14 protein-coding genes are annotated in these 14,932 nt (G+C 70.9%); 1 reads left to right on the top strand and 13 read right to left on the bottom strand.

The window, feature by feature from the left end:
- From Pen02_RS25895 to Pen02_RS25875, 5 genes are all read right to left on the bottom strand, one after another.
- Nucleotides 1-264 (bottom strand): DUF397 domain-containing protein, encoded by a 264-nt coding sequence (locus Pen02_RS25895; RefSeq protein ID WP_203868694.1) that lies wholly within the window; start codon nt 262-264, stop codon nt 1-3.
- A gap of 555 nt (nt 265-819) precedes the next feature.
- A complete protein-coding gene (locus tag Pen02_RS25890) occupies nt 820-1,176 on the bottom strand; it encodes a hypothetical protein (RefSeq protein WP_203868693.1) in 357 nt (118 codons plus the stop codon).
- A 162-nt stretch (nt 1,177-1,338) separates the two neighbouring features.
- A complete protein-coding gene (locus Pen02_RS25885) occupies nt 1,339-2,235 on the bottom strand; it encodes a helix-turn-helix domain-containing protein (protein WP_275413610.1) in 897 nt (298 codons plus the stop codon).
- A 583-nt stretch (nt 2,236-2,818) separates the two neighbouring features.
- Nucleotides 2,819-3,778 (bottom strand): tetratricopeptide repeat protein, encoded by a 960-nt coding sequence (locus tag Pen02_RS25880; RefSeq protein WP_203868691.1) that lies wholly within the window; start codon nt 3,776-3,778, stop codon nt 2,819-2,821.
- 2 nt (nt 3,779-3,780) lie between these two features.
- Nucleotides 3,781-5,403, bottom strand: coding sequence for a hypothetical protein (locus Pen02_RS25875; protein WP_203868690.1), 1,623 nt, complete (start codon nt 5,401-5,403; stop codon nt 3,781-3,783).
- 164 nt (nt 5,404-5,567) lie between these two features.
- Between Pen02_RS25875 and Pen02_RS25870 the strand changes: the two genes are divergently transcribed.
- Nucleotides 5,568-6,209: a hypothetical protein gene (locus Pen02_RS25870; RefSeq protein WP_203868689.1), complete on the top strand. Its 642-nt coding sequence runs from the start codon at nt 5,568-5,570 to the stop codon at nt 6,207-6,209.
- A gap of 30 nt (nt 6,210-6,239) precedes the next feature.
- Here Pen02_RS25870 and Pen02_RS25865 read toward each other — a convergent pair whose 3' ends face one another.
- The 8 genes from Pen02_RS25865 to Pen02_RS25830 all read right to left on the bottom strand — a co-directional run bounded on the left by Pen02_RS25865 (nt 6,240) and on the right by Pen02_RS25830 (nt 14,895).
- Nucleotides 6,240-7,511, bottom strand: a complete 1,272-nt coding sequence (locus Pen02_RS25865) for a D-arabinono-1,4-lactone oxidase (protein ID WP_203868688.1) — start codon at nt 7,509-7,511, stop codon at nt 6,240-6,242.
- The gene (locus Pen02_RS25860; protein WP_203868687.1) at nt 7,508-8,155 is read right to left on the bottom strand and encodes a class I SAM-dependent methyltransferase; all 648 of its coding nucleotides are present in this window, start codon (nt 8,153-8,155) and stop codon (nt 7,508-7,510) included. The genes Pen02_RS25865 and Pen02_RS25860 overlap by 4 nt, the downstream gene beginning before the upstream one ends.
- A 156-nt stretch (nt 8,156-8,311) precedes the next feature.
- Nucleotides 8,312-9,736: an acyl-CoA carboxylase subunit beta gene (locus tag Pen02_RS25855; protein ID WP_275413608.1), complete on the bottom strand. Its 1,425-nt coding sequence runs from the start codon at nt 9,734-9,736 to the stop codon at nt 8,312-8,314.
- Between the two features lie 71 nt (nt 9,737-9,807).
- On the bottom strand, nt 9,808-11,034 hold the full coding sequence (fabF, locus tag Pen02_RS25850; RefSeq protein ID WP_203868685.1) for a beta-ketoacyl-ACP synthase II: 1,227 nt from the start codon (nt 11,032-11,034) through the stop codon (nt 9,808-9,810).
- A gap of 2 nt (nt 11,035-11,036) precedes the next feature.
- Nucleotides 11,037-11,276: an acyl carrier protein gene (locus Pen02_RS25845; protein ID WP_203868684.1), complete on the bottom strand. Its 240-nt coding sequence runs from the start codon at nt 11,274-11,276 to the stop codon at nt 11,037-11,039.
- 106 nt (nt 11,277-11,382) lie between these two features.
- Complete coding sequence (locus Pen02_RS25840) at nt 11,383-12,312, bottom strand: beta-ketoacyl-ACP synthase III (protein ID WP_203868717.1); 930 nt, start codon at nt 12,310-12,312, stop codon at nt 11,383-11,385.
- A gap of 52 nt (nt 12,313-12,364) precedes the next feature.
- Nucleotides 12,365-13,540 (bottom strand): acyltransferase domain-containing protein, encoded by a 1,176-nt coding sequence (locus Pen02_RS25835; RefSeq protein WP_203868683.1) that lies wholly within the window; start codon nt 13,538-13,540, stop codon nt 12,365-12,367.
- Nucleotides 13,541-13,674: 134 nt separating this feature from the next.
- Nucleotides 13,675-14,895, bottom strand: coding sequence for a PucR family transcriptional regulator (locus Pen02_RS25830; RefSeq protein WP_203868682.1), 1,221 nt, complete (start codon nt 14,893-14,895; stop codon nt 13,675-13,677).
- Between the last annotated feature and the right edge of the window lie 37 nt (nt 14,896-14,932).

Raw genomic sequence — 14,932 nt, 5'->3', positions numbered from 1 at the left:
TCAACCGGCGCCGATCGGGCCGCCTCCGGTCGCGCCGTCACCCGTCGCGTCTCCGGTCGCGCCGTCACCCGTCGCGTCTCCGTCCGAGCGGATGCGGTCGAGGAAGGCGGACCACCGTGCCGTCGCGAAGCGTAGTTGGACCGGCGGGTCCTTCGAGTCCCTGACCGCCACCGTCTCACCCAGCGTGAGTGCCGTTTCCACGCAGTTGCCCTCGATGCTCCGGGAGCTTCTGCACCAGGTGATCTCGGGCTCCTCTGACGCCACCAACGTGCCTCCTCGTCGTGGCGCGGCCCTGAGCGCCGCTGTTCCGAGGCCCCCGCAGCGAACTCCAGCGGGCCATTCAGACCGCCTTTGGAAATCAGGGCCGCCGGATGCGAGGGGATTCCAGATTCCGCAAGTGTAAGGAGGAGAGCGACGCAGAATCCAGGGGAGAGGTGTTGGCGTACGTCGATCTGGGCAGGTCAACGTCGTTGCCCACTATCTGACAGCGCAGGAAGGATTGATCTTGTCCCTCTGGGCAGACGCGAGAGGCGGAGGACCCTATGCTAGGGCCAGGACGAGGAGGCGGCGTTGTATCCCAGGAAGCGATGAGCGTGAAGGCCAGAGGAGAGATCGCCGGGCGGACAGGTGTTCGACGCTATCCTCCGAACGGTCGAAGTTCATCGACGAATGACGACGATCCCTCGGCTCTGCGCCTCGCTGTGTACAGCCTGGCCACGGGTGTGACGGCGCTACTCGCTGCGGAGATGGTCATCCGGAGCTTCGGCAATCTCGGCGGAACGGTGAGAACCATTACGTTCGCCGTAACGGCGATGCTGCTCAGTGCAGCCGGGGGGATCTATTCCACTCCGATCCTGAATCACCTTCGCGAGGTCGAGGAGCGGGTTCGGCGGAATCGCTCCTAGGCGATCCGTGATCCGTCCGACTCTGGTACGCCTTGGCGGCCCTTCCGGCCACGTTCACGATGGTCACGCAGGCGGCGAGGATCAGCAGTTTCGGCCAGCTGAGCCAGCCGAGGAAGTGGGCGCAGAGCCCGAAGCAGGCGGTGCCGGCAAGTCCGATCACGATCGCCCGCAGCGTCTTGCGGTTGTCGCTCATCACGTCCCGCAGGAGGCGGCTGAACCCCGATTCCTGTGGTTCGGCGCCCGGTCGATCCGGACGCGTCGAGCTGGTCACGGTCGTACGCCGGGCAGGTTGCGCCGCCGAGCCGGCTTCTGCCGGCCCGGCAGTACCCGGCGCCGAGCGAGCGTCGAGGTGGTGGTCACTGGGTCACTCCGAGGGGAGAGGGCGGAGGCGCGTCGACCGGCCCGGCAGTCGGCGACCCGCCATGACATGGTGCTAGTCCACCGTTCGGTTTCCGAGTTGCGGTTCCAGGTCTGCGAGGGCCACCGCGCGGGCGCGCAGTTGGTCGAACACCTTCACGAACAGATCGACCTTGTCGGGCTGGTCCCGGGTCGACAGTTCTCCCGCACTGTTCTCCATGTAGAGCAGCGAATCGCCGTACGGCTCGGGCAGTTCCAACACCACGAAGCCGCCCTGTAGCCCCGGATGTGCTCCGGCGCTGGACGGCAGGACCCGTACGTCGACATTCGGCACCTCGGCGAGTTCGGCGAGATGCTGTAGCTGCCGGGTCATGAGTTCCGGCTGCCCGCTCTCCGCGCCGACCGCCAGTCGGAGAATCCCTTCGTTGAGGATGAATTCGGCCTTGACCGCGTCGGACTCCTGGAGCAGCAGGCGCTTGCGTTCCATCCGGACCCGGATCTTCCGCTCGATGAGATCGTCGACCTCCGGACGATCCCGTGCTGGCAGGTAATCGACCATGCGTACGGCCCGGAGAGTTGCCCGGGCGTATTCCTCGGTCTGTAGCGGCCCTGGCACCACATTTGATTCGTAATGCTTTATGTGATTCGCGAGCCCTTCGAACTCAAGAAAGTGGAGAAATTCCTTGGCGAAGATGTCGCGATGTTGCGTGAAGTTCTGCTGTCGTGCGGTCTTTGCGATCGCCAGTAGCTCGGCAATGGTTTCCGGCTCAGCCACCCCGTAGATCTCCAGCAGTGCGGAGAGATCGGTGCGAGTAATTGCGACCTCGCCGAGTTCGATGCGGTTGACCTTTGACTGCGACCAGTCGAGCCGGTTGGCCACGTCGGTCTGGGTCAGCCCGGACTCGGCACGGAGATGACGCAGTCTACGAGTCAACCTTCGACGCTCCGCAGCGGATCTTGGACGGTCAGTCATCGCCATGGGCCCTCGCGTAGAGTAGTTTGATCATCGGGTTACCCGCACTGCATACAGCTTATCGCAGTATGTGGAGCGGGTTATGCACGGCACCCTGGTATTGCGAGGCGGTGACCTGCGTCACTCGGGCTGTCTCGCGCGGTCATCGAATGTGGAGCCGCCATGGTGTGGCCTCCTGCGGCTCGCTGTTGACTACTCAGAGTTGCAGGGTGGTCTACCTGCCGCTTCGGAGGGTCGCTCCGGGGGCGTGGGCAACCGGACCTGATGTACCCAGGCTACGCGTTGTCGTACCGGTAGTAACGCCGGGATGGCACTGTGGATTCCGGGGTCCGCAGGAAAGCGTTCATCCGCTCCTCATTCATTACTGCAAAACCTTGGCAGCGGCGTATCTGTGGCACGGGGCGCCGTTCCGTGCCCCGCTTCGGGTCCGGCCGGGCCGCCGGATCGAGGATGGTTCTCGGGGCATCGTCCGGAATGGTCGGCGGATCGCCGACGGTCGAGATCACCGGCGAGCGTCCGGATGCGCGGGTGACGGTCGTCGAGAAATCCGCCGGAGCACGCCGTGGATGGCGCACATATCGGCCTACGTCGAATCGCGCCCGCGCTGCGGCTGTTGCAGGAACACCAGTCGGTGCCGAATGGCCAACGTGCTCGGGTGTTCCGGCCCAAGGAATTGTTCGCATACTTGAAGCGCCAGACGGTACTCCGCTTCGGCGTCCGTTCTCCGACCCTGCCGAACCAGCAGGTCCGCCAGGGCGTACCGGGTCAGCGCGGTGTCCGGATGGGACTTGCCCAGGACCTCGAGCCGATCGGCCAGCACCGTGCGGTATTCGGCCTCGGCCTCGCCCAACCGACCCCGGTCGGCGAGTACGCCGGCCAGGCTGCACCGGGTACGCAGGGTCTCCGGATGCTGCGCACCGAGCACCTCGGCACGCGTCCCCAGCACGGCCCGGTATGCCGACTCCGCCTGCTTCGGCAACCCCTGCTCCCACAGCACCGCCGCGCGATAGTAGTCGGCGGTCAGCCGGTCGGCCTCGTACTCGACGAGTCCGACCTCCCGGTGCAGCCGGTCCACCTCGTCCAGGAGCTGGGCCGCCTCGGTCTGCCGGCCCAGTTGCAGCAGCAGCAGGACCCGATCGCACAGCACACCCGCCGTCACCATCTGCAACTGCCGTAGCGCCTCGGCATATCTGCCCTGCTTCTCCAGGTCGGCGGCGGTGCCGTACCGCTGGGCCAGCAGCTGTCCCGACAGCCTCGGCCCGCCCGGCAGGGTCCGGGACGGGCTCCCCGCCGCCACCCGCTCCGGCAGTCGGCCGGCCTCCAGATCGTCGGCCAGGTCCTGCCGGTCGATGGCGACGAGCGCGTCCGGTAGTCGGTCGAGCCGCTTCCGGACCTCCAGCCAGCGCCAGATGTGCTGTGCCTCCCGGCCAGGGGGGAACCGTTCCTGCTCCTGGCCCTCGATGCCGAGCTTCGTGCAGAGTTCCGGCCAGTCGTGGTGCAGGCGGTCGTAGAACTCCTGCGCCGCCTCCGGGCTGAACGACACCGTCAACCGTCCTCGTCGTCGTCGAGCAGTTGGACGAGATCCGGCCGGTCGAGGGCGAGCAGGGCGTCCCGCAGCTCGGGCACCCGGCCCCGGACCTCCAGCCAGCGCCAGATGTGGCCCGCCTCCCGGCCCTGCGGCAGCCGGCCCACCTCGTCCGCCCGCATCCCGAGCAGGTCGACGAGTTCGGACCAGCTGTCACCGAGGCGCCGGCCGAACTGGACCCTGGTCAGGCCGGAGTAGCTGGCCCGACCCGTACCCGTGTGACGCGCCCCGGGGGGTGTCGGGTCGGACCCCGGCCTACCGGCCGGCGCCCGCAGTCCCGGAGCCGTGTCCGGGGTGACCGGCGGTGTCGCCGCGCCGTTCGGGCGGAGCGGTTCCGGGTCGGGACCGCGCGGCGTCGGCGGGTCGGCCGGCGCCGCGCGCGGGGCGCTCGGTGGTGTGGTGAGGTCGATCGGGATGCCCCGGTCACCGGAGTCGAGGGCCCGCAGGGCCAGCGCGGCCAGTTCGAAATACCACCACCGGTCCGGCAGGGCGACGTCGTCCCGGCTCACCGTGCGGAGGGCGGAGGCGGCGAGCACGAGGAGGTACTGCCGGGCCCACTCCTCGACCAGGCCGCGTCGGTTCGCCCAGCCGGCCGCCGCCCGGTAGACCGCCTCCGCCACCTCGAGATATCCGGCGATCGGCGGGGTACGCGGATAGAGGTCGGGGGCGACGATCAGCTCCGCCAGGCTCGACCGGAGCGACGAGTACGGCGCCAGGCCGGGCAGCCAGCGGTCGGCGATCGCCAGGATCAGCTTCACCGGGTCCCGGGAGACCGGGGTGGCGGGGGAGAACCGGCCCAGGTCGATCAGCCGGAAGTCAGCGGCCCGCACCTTGCGGCCCACCGGAATCAGGATGTTGCCGGGATGCAGGTCGCCGTGCCCGTTGCCCCGGAAGACCTCGATCTCGTCCGCGCCGCCACCGCGCTCCAGCAGCGCGAACGGGTTGGGCAGCGGGTCGGGCCGACCCGGGATCACGACCAGGTCGGGGGCGCCCTGCACGTCGAGCCCGACCGCCCGGGCGAACGCGTGCAGACCGGCCAGCTTGCCGGCCAGGTCCGCGCGGAGGAACTCGGCCGGCGGTACCGCCTTGCTCGCTGGATCGGGGCCACCCTGCCAGCCCTCGACCAGGGCCGTGACGATGTCGGCGCAGTAGCCGGCGAGTTCGGCGTGGTCGACGAGGTTGTCCAGCGGCAGCATCGTGCTGACGTCGGTCTGGGCCACCGCCTGTAGGTGCAGCCACCAGGCGCTGCCCGGCAACGGGCCGACCCACTCGGTCGGGACGAGGTGTCGCTCGTAGAAGTCCGGCGGCGTGTGCTGCTCCACCAGGCCCACCGCCCGCGACTCCGCAGCGGCCAGGTGCGGCGGCACCAGCTTCAGGATCGCCCCGCGCTGCGGACCACGGTGCGGTCGCAGCCGGACCGAGGCCACATAGGAGCCGCTCCGGCCGTCGGTGAACCAGCGGTGCAGGGTGAGGTCGAACGGCTGCCCTTTGATCCATTCCGAAAGCGCGGAAAAAAGGTGGTCGGGCAGAACCTCGGCCCAGGCGAGCGGGTTGGTAAGTCGACCGTATGTCGAATCGGCCATCGTTGCGGCACCGTCCCGGCGGTAAACGACAAAGTGGCGGGGTGGACAACGGCTCATCTGACCATAAGCCCGCCGACCTCGCAATCCAGCATGGATGATCGACTCGGCCTCGACGGCTTTCCCGGCCCGGCTACCCTTCAATTATCTGATCAAGGAGTGTGAGATTGACCGAGACCGCCGCCCGTACCCCGGACGAGCTGCCGAACACCGCCACCTCCGCCGACGACACCGATTCGCCCGCCACGGCGCAGCGAATTGATCTTCTACAGTGGCATCTGGACCGGTACGACCGGCTCCGGGTCTCCACGTCGGGTCGCGCCTCGGTCGTGCTCAGCGCCAGCGCCATCCTCTCCGCCGGTAACGCCGTCGTGCTCGCCCAACTGCTCGGCGGCTCCGTCGCCGACCGGCTGGCACCCTGGCTGCTGGTGCTCTTCACCGCGTTGACCATGGTGAGCGCCGGGCTGGTCGTGCTCTCGCTGCTGCGCGCCGCGAGCGTACTGGTGACGCCGCAGTCGAGCCGGACGATGCTCGGCGACGACGACGTGCTTCCGGCCGCACTGGTGTTCAACGGCACAGACACCGTTCGGCGGCTGAACTCCTTCGCCGAGTTCCAGGCCGCGTTGGCCCGGCAGGGCACCCCGGAGATTCTCCAGGCGGCCCAGGTCGAACTCTGGATCGGAATACAACAACACCGGCAGCGGTACGTCCGGCTGCGCGCCGCCGTACGACTGCTGCGCTATGCCGCCGTCGCGTTCCTGGTCATCCTGGCCATCGCCATGATCGGAAATCTCTTCCTACAGTTCTGACCCGCCCCGACACTCTGCTCCGTCGACAACTCAGCCGGCGGTGGGGAAGTAGCGGTCCAGCAGTTCGTTGCGGAACTTGCCGCTCGGGTCGTACCGGCGGACCAGCTTGGCGAAGTCGGCGTACCGGTCGTACCGCTCGCGCAACTGCTCGGGCGGTACGCCGAACAGCTTGCCCCAGTGCGGCCGGGGCGCGAACGGCGCCAGCCGCTCCTCGATCGCCGCCAGCACCGGCAGCACCGCCTCGGTCTCCTTGACCCAGGTGAAGTGCAGCCCCACGCTGTCCCGCCGGTAACTCGGGCTCAGCCACAGCTCGTCGGCGGCGACGGTGCGGATCTCCGAGACCTGGAGCACGGGGGCGATCCGCTCGGCGATCCCGTCCAGCGCGGTCAGCGCCCCGACCAGGTCCTCCCGGGCCACGAAGTACTCCGACTGGAGTTCCTCGCCGCTGCTCGGGGTGAACTCCAGCTTGAAGTGCGGCAGCCGGGCATGCCACGGCCCGGGTACGCCGAGCTGGTCGGTGCAGTGCACCGCCGACATCCCCGGTACCGGATGCCGGGGCTCGGCCGCCAGGGTGGCACCGAACCAGTGCGGTTCGGCGGCCCCGCCGTCGGCGGCGTCCACCCGGCGCTTCAACCACACCTGGTTGATCCGGGGGCCGGTCCAGTCGGTGAACAGGCTGACGCTGTAACCGGCGCCGAGGATCTCCGGAGCGTGCGCGTGGAGCTGGTCGCGGGGCAGGTCGTCGTAGACGTACTGGGCGATCTCGAAGGCCGGGACGAGATCGAGGGTGATCCGGGTGACCACGCCGAGCGCGCCGAGCCCGACCACGGCGCCGAGGAAGTCGTCGCCGTCGGCGTCCCGGCGCAGCGTCACCAAGTCGCCGTCGGCGGTGACCAGCTCCAGCGCGGCGACGGCGGTGGCGAGGCTGCCGTTGCCCAACCCGGAGCCGTGCGTGCTGGTGGCACAGGCCCCGACGACCGAGATGTGCGGCAGCGAGCCGAGATTGTGCAGGGCGAAGCCGGCCTGGTGAAGCTCGCCGACCACGTCGCCGTAGCGGAGCGCCGCCGAGACGGTGACGGTGTTGGCCGCCCGGTCCAGCTCCAGCACCGGCGGCAGGCCGGCGAGCGAGACCAGGTCGCCGGTGGTGTCGGCGATCCGGTTGAACGAGTGCCCGGTGCCGAGGGCGCGGATCCGGTCGCTGCCGGCGACCAGGGCACGCAGCTCGGCCACGGACTCCGGTCGGTGCAGCTTGCGGGCCCGGAACTCGACGTTGCCGGCCCAGTTGCGCAACGGGGTGGTCATCGCCGGGGACCGTCAGTTGTATCGGGTACGAGGGCCGGAGTACGCATCCGCATCATCCAGTGGCTGGTCGGAATCCGGGTGGCGTCGTCCACCACCTCGCCGTCGACGTCCGCGAAGGTCTCCCGGCCGAGCGCCACGAACCCCTCGGGGGTACGGACGTACTCGCCCCGGTCGTTCTTCGACATCCAGCGGGAGATCGGATGCTGGCCCGGCACCAGGGTCGGGTCGACGGCGATCACCCGGCCACCCGGGGCGAGAGCCTTGGCCGAGACGCTCAGCACGTGCCGGCACTCGTCGTCGGAGAGGTGGTGCAGCAGGCCGAGCAGCAGGATCGCGTTGGCCGGCGGGATCTGGCCCAGGTGCTGCTCACCGAAGACCTCGCAGCGGAACTCCACCTGGTCACCGCCCCAGCGCTTGCGGGCGTGCGCGATGTATTTCTCGCTGGTGTCGAAGCCGTAGTAGCGGACCTTGGGCAGCCGGCCGAAGTAGTAGGCCGGGCCGCAGCCGACGTCGATGATCGTGTCGCCGTCGACCAGTGCGAGTTCGTCGAGGCAGCGGTAGCGGAGCCGATCCGCGCCGAGGCCCTTCTGCAGGGCGACGTACAGCGCCTCGTGCCCGAGTAGTCCCTTCAACGCCGCCAGCATCCGCGCCTCTCCTCGGCTCGCCGTACTGCGAAAACGGCGCCCGCCGCACCGGTGGCGCGGCGGGCGCCGGAACGACCGAAATCTACCACCGGCCGTCGGACCGACGGTGCCGGCCGGGCGTGCGGTCCTCCCGCACCCGGCCCGCACCGTACCTGGTCAGAGCGGGATGTTGCCGTGTGCTCCCCGGGCGGCCGGGGCGGCGGCCAGCGCCTCGGCGATCCGGCGACGGGTCTCGGCCGGCGTGATGACCTCGTCGACCACGCCGATCTCCAGCGCCCGGTTGACGCCACCGGCCTCCTTGGTCTGCTGCTCGATCAACTGCTCGCGCAGCCCGTCGCGCTCCTCGGGGGCGGCGGCGGCCAGCTTCTTGCGGTGCAGGATGCCGACCGCGGCCGAGGCACCCATGACCGCGATCTCCGCGTTCGGCCAGGCGAAGACGGCGGTCGCGCCGAGCGACCGCGAGTTCATCGCGATGTACGCCCCGCCGTACGCCTTCCGGGTCACCAGCGTCACCCGGGGCACCACCGCCTCGGCGAACGCGTGCAGCAGCTTGGCGCCCCGGCGCACCACGCCGTCCCACTCCTGACCCAGCCCCGGCAGGTAACCGGGCACGTCCACCAGCACGACCAGCGGTACGCCGAGCGAGTCGCACATCCGGACGAACCGGGCCGCCTTCTCGGCACTCGACGCGTCCAGGCAGCCGCCCAGCCGCAGCGGGTTGTTGGCGATCACCCCGACCGTACGGCCGGCGAACCGGCCCAGCGTGGTGACGATGTTCGGCGCCCACTTGGCGTGCAGCTCCACGCCCGGCTCGTCGAGCAGCGCCTTGACCACCGGCTTGACGTCGTACGCCCGGTTGGTCTCGGTCGGCATCTTGGCGGCGAGGTCGTGCGCGGTCTCGCCCTCGGCCGGGATGTCGGCCGGGCTGAGCCGCCCCTGGTGGCCGAGCAGGCTGGCCAGCCGGCGGGCCTCCTGCATCGCCGACGCCTCGTCCTTGGTGGTCACGTGCACCACGCCGGAGCGCCGGCCGTGCGGCTCGGGGCCGCCGAGCCGCTCCATGTCGACCTGCTCGCCGGTGACGCTGCGGACCACCTCGGGACCGGTGACGAAGATCCGGCCGGCCCCGCTCATCACCACGATGTCGGTCAGCGCCGGCCCGTACGCGGCACCACCGGCCGCCGGGCCGAGCACCACGGAGATCTGCGGTACCCGCCCGGAGGCGCGCACCATCGCCGCGAAGACCTGGCCGACCGCGTCCAGCGACAGCGCACCCTCGGCGAGCCGGGCGCCACCGCAGTGCCAGAGCCCGAGCACCGGCACCCGCTCCTGCACCGAGGTGTCGATCGCGTCGACGATGTGCTGGCAGCCCTGGGCGCCCATCGCGCCGCCCATGATGGTGGCGTCGGTGACGTACGCGATGACCGGCGTGCCCTCGACCTCGCCCCGCGCCCACAGCACGCCGGAGTCGTCGCGCTGCGACGCCAGGCGCAGCGACCCGGTGTCGAAGAGCGAACGCAGCCGGTGCTCCGGGTCGCGGTAGTCCACCGGGGACGTATCGGGGTTGACAGACGTGGTCGTCACGAGAGCCTCCATATCAGTTGCCGACCGTACGGCGTGGGCAGGACACGCCGATCGTGGTGTCAGGCGGGCGGTCAGGCCCGCGCGAAGACGAGGACCGCGTTGTGGCCACCGAATCCGAATCCGTTGTTCAGCGCCGCCGGCACCTCCATGTGCCGGGCCTTGTGCGCGGCGACGTCCAGGTCGAGGGCGTCGTCGGGATCGTCGAGATTGATCGTCGGCGGGATCACCCCGTCCCGGATGGCCAGGATGGTGGCGATCGACTCCAGCGCACCGGCCGCACCGAGCAGGTGCCCGGTCATCGACTTGGTCGCGGTCAGCACCGGGTGGTTGCCGAGCGCGGACCGCAGCGCGGCGATCTCCGCGATGTCGCCGACCGGGGTGGACGTGGCGTGCGCGTTGACGTGCACGATGTCCGCACGGTCGATGCCGGCGTCGGCGATCGCCATGTTGATCGCCCGGATCACGCCACGCCCCTCGGGATGCGGCTGCACGATGTCGTACCCGTCGGAGGTGAGGGCGGCCCCGGCGAGCCGGGCGTAGACCCGGGCGCCGCGCGCGGCGGCGTGGTCGGCCCGCTCCAGGACGACCGCGCCGGCACCCTCGCCCAGGACGAAGCCGTCCCGGTCCTTGTCCCACGGGCGGGAGGCACGCTCCGGGTCGTCGTTGCGGGTCGACATCGCCCGCATCGAGGCGAACCCGGCGATCGGCAGCGGGTGGATGACCGCCTCGGTCCCGCCGGCCAGCACCACGTCGGCCCGGCCGGACCGGATCAGGTCGAGCCCGAGCGCGATCGCCTCGGCGCCGGTCGCGCAGGCGCTGGCCACCGAGTGGACCCCGGCCTGCGCACCCAGCTCCAGCCCGACCCAGGCAGCCGGGCCGTTCGGCATCAGCATCGGCACCGTGTGCGGGGAGACCCGCCGGGGCCCGGACGCCTCCAGGATGTCGTCCTGGGCGAGCAGCGTCTGCGCGCCACCGATGCCGGAGCCGACGCTCACCGCGATCCGCTCCGGCTCCGGCGGCGAGTCGGCCAGGCCGGCGTCGGCCCAGGCCTCGTGCGCGGCGATCAGCGCGATCGCCTCGGACCGGTCGAGCCGGCGCAGTTTGACCCGGTCCAGCTTCTCGGTCGGCTCGACCGCGAGCTGGGCGGCGATGCGTACCGGAAGCTGCCCGGCCCACTCCTGGGTGAGCGGACCCACCCCGGAGCGGCCTGCCAGCATGGCGTCCCAGGTCGACGCGACGTCCCCGCCGAGCGGGGTCGTCGCGCCGAGCCCGGTGACGACGACGTCAGGACGACTCATGATCAGGACTGCGCCGCGATGTAGGCGACCGCGTCACCGACGGTCTTGAGGTTCTGTACGTCGTTGTCCGGGATCTTCACGCCGAACTTCTCCTCGGCGGCCACCACGACCTCGACCATGGAGAGCGAGTCGACGTCGAGGTCGTCGGTGAACGACTTCTCCTCGGCGACGTCGTCCGGGCTCACCCCGGCAACCTCTTCGAGGATCTCGGCGAGGCCGGCGGTGATCTCGTCACGGGTCATTACTGTTGTTTCCTCTCACATGGATGGACGAGCGGTGGCGGATCTGTCCGCCATCGCGCCGGTCAGCGTGCGACCGGTGAAGGGTTCCGGAGTCCGGGGCACCCGGTCAGGGGCACCGGACGACCTGCCCGGCGTAGGTGAGTCCGCCGCCGAAGCCGAACAGCAGTACGGGGGCACCGGACGGCACCTCCCGGCGTTCGACCAGCTTGGAAAGGGCCAGCGGCACGCTCGCCGCCGAGGTGTTGCCCGACTCGACGATGTCCTTGGCGACCACCGCCTGCGGCATGCCGAGCCGCTTCGCGATGCCCTCGATGATCCGCAGGTTCGCCTGGTGCGGGACGAACGCGGCGATCTCCGACGGGTCGACACCGGCCCGCTCGCACGCCTTCAGCGCGAGCGGCGCCAGCGCGGTGGTGGCCCAGCGGAAGACCGACTGCCCCTCCTGCTGGATGTACGGGCGCCAGCCCTCGATCCGGACCGCGTCGCTGCGCTCCGGTACCGAGCCCCAGACCACCGGCCCGATGCCGTCCGGCTCGTCGTCGCCGGTGGCGGTGATCACGGCGGCACCGGCGGCGTCGCCGAACAGGATGCAGGTCGACCGGTCGGTCCAGTCGGTGAAGTCGGAGAGCTTCTCCGCCCCGATCACGATGGCGTTCCGGGCCGCGCCGGCCCGCAGCGCGTGGTCGGCGGTGCCCAGCGCGTACGAGAAACCGGAGCAGGCGGTGTTGACGTCGAACGCACCCGGCGCGTCGATGCCGAGCTTGGCGGCGACCCGGCAGGCGGTGTTCGGGCTACGGTCGATCGCCGAGCAGGTGGCCACCACGACGAGGTCGATGTCGGAGGCGGCGAGTCCCGAGTTGGCCAGCGCCTTGTCGGCCGCCGCGGCGGCCATGTCGGCGACGGTCTCGGAGTCGGCGATCCGCCGGGTGACGATGCCGACCCGCTCCCGGATCCAGGTGTCGTTGGTGTCGACGAGCTGGGCGAGGTCGTCGTTGGTGAGTACCCGCGACGGCTGGTAGTGGCCGAGCGCGATCATCCTGCTCACCGGACCACCGCCGGGCGGTGGTCCGGGATCTCCCGGTGACCGGTCATGAAAGCTGTCCTCCGATGCGGGCGAGGGGCTGGCCCGGGGCTACCGGGTCGTCGTGGTGGGCGAGCCATTCGGTGAGTACGCCGCCGCCGTGCGCGGTGACCTCGACGTCACCCTGCCGGGTGCTGACGTGCCCGACGACCTGCCCGGACTCGATGGCGGCGCCCTCGACCAGGCCCTCGACCGGAGCGAAGGTGCCGGCGGTGCCGGCCACCACCACCCGGAACTGCATGGCCGGCTCGTGCTCGGACGGGGCGCCGTGCCGGGCGATCAGGTCGCGGGCCGCGGCCAGGTCGTCCGGGGTGTTCAGGGTGACGATCTCGGGTACCGACCCGGTGCCCTTCAGCTCCCGCTTGATCAGCCCGGACAGGGTGCCGGCCGGCGGCAGCTCGATCACCGCGGTCACGCCGAGGTCGACGAGGCCACGGATGCACTGGTCCCAGCGGACCGGGGCGGTCACCTGGCGGACCAGGCGTTGCAGCATCTCCCGGCCGTGGTTGACGGCGGCACCGTCGGCGTTGGAGAGCAGGATCCGGCTCGGGTCGGTCGGGGTGATCCCGGCCGCCATGGCGGCGAGCGCCTGCTCGGCCGGAGCCATGTACGGGGTGTGGAAGGCACCGGCCACCTTGAGCGCGATCACCTTGGTGCCGGCGGGCGGGTTGGCGGCGAACTTGGCGAGCCGGTCCATCGAGCCGGCGATCACGAGCTGACCGGCCCCGTTGGAGTTGGCCAGGTGCAGTTCGTGCGACTCGACGGCGGCCAGTACCTCGTTCCGGTCGCCGCCCATCACCGCCGACATGCCGGTGGGCTCCAGCGCGCAGGCGGCGGCCATCTCCCGGCCGCGTACCCCGGCCAGCGTGACCGCCGTCTCCGGGGTGAGTACCCCGGCCAGTGCGGCGGCGGCCAGTTCACCGACGCTGTGCCCGGCGGTGACCGTCACGTCGTACATGGGAAGCTGTTCGGCGGCGAGCAGGGCGGCGGCGACCAGCAGCGGCTGGGTCCGCGCGGTGTCCCGGATCTCGTCGGCGTCACCCTCGGTGCCGAGCCGGGCGAGGTCGATGCCGGCCAGCGCCGACCACCAGCGCAGTCGCGCCTCGGCGCCGGGCAGGTCGAGCCACGGAGTCAGGAAGCCGGGCTTCTGGGAACCCTGGCCGGGTGAGAGTACGGCGAGCACGCCTACGACTCTCCTGGATCATCCGTCCCAGCGCGGTTGCCGTGATGTACCAATCCGCACTACCAGCTTTGTGGAGACCCTACAAAGATCCATGGTGATCAGGGACTTCTCGCGACGTCTGTCCTAAACCGGCGTTAATGTCCGGTGCTCGGTGCGACCGGAGCGGACGGATCCAGCCGTCCGATCGTCAACGCCATCCGCAACGCGAACCCGTCCCGGGCGGTGAGCGGGGAGAATCCTGTCACATCCGCCACCCGACGCAGCCGGTACCGGACCGTGTTCGGGTGCACGAACAGCGTCCGGGCGGCACTCTCCAGCACCCCGTTGGCGGCGAAGAACGCGTCCAGGGTCTCCAGCAACTCGCCGCCGGCCCGGACCAGCGCCGCGTAGACGTCCTGGCGCAGCGCCCGCCGGGCCTCCGGGTCACCGGCCAGGGCCCGCTCCGGCAGCAGGTCGGCGGCGGCCACCGGCCGGGGCGCGGCCGGCCAGGCGGGCGCGGCCCGGAACCCGGCCAGCGCCGCCCGGGCCGAATCGGTCGCCGCGTCCAGGCTCGGCACCGCCGGCCCGACCACCACCGGACCCTCGCCGAACCCGGCGAGCATCTTCGCGGTGGCGGCCAGCGGGTCGGTCACACCGCCGAGCACCAGCACGAGCCGGTCACCGTGCACCCCGCCGATCATCTCCAGGCCGAGCCGCCGGGCGACCCGGTAGATGGTGTGCAGCACGGCGGCGACCTCGCCACCCGGGGAACGGCCCACCGCCACCGCCACCGGTGGGGCGTCCGACCAGCCCAGTGCCGCCGCCCGGCTGGCCAGTACGTCGGGGGAGTCGCCCCGGAGCAGCGCGTCCACCAGCAGCGCCTGGAGCCGGGCGTCCCAGGAGCCACGGGACTCGGCGGCCCGGGCGTACACCCGGGCGGCGGCGAAGGCGATCTCGCGGGAGAACTTCAGCACCGCCTCGTACAGCAGTTGTTCCTCGCCCGGCGCCGCCAGGTGCGGCACCTGCTCCTCCACCACGTCGATGGTCACCTTGATCAGGGCCACCGTCTGCTGGAGGCTGATCGACCGGGCCAGCGCCCGGGGGGCGGCGGCGAAGACCTCGTCCGGACTGTCCGCCACCGCGCCGGCACCGTTGCGGTCGTCGTTGTCCGGCAGCGACCGCAACCACTCGACCAGGGACCGCACCCCGGCCTGGGCGACCAGCATCACCCAGGACCGCTGTTCGGCCGGCAGGTCGCGGAACCAGGGCAGTGTCTCGTCCATCCGGGTCACGCTGGCGCTGGCCAGCGTGCCGGCGGCCCGCTCGATCCGGCGCAGCGTGGCCGCCAGTTCGCCGTCCCCCGCCTCGGTCGCCATCGGCCCAGCGTGCCACGCGGAAGCCCGGGTACCGCCA

The organism is Plantactinospora endophytica, from assembly GCF_016862915.1.
Lineage (GTDB): Bacteria > Actinomycetota > Actinomycetes > Mycobacteriales > Micromonosporaceae > Plantactinospora > Plantactinospora endophytica.
This window is presented reverse-complemented; position numbering and strand designations above follow the sequence as displayed.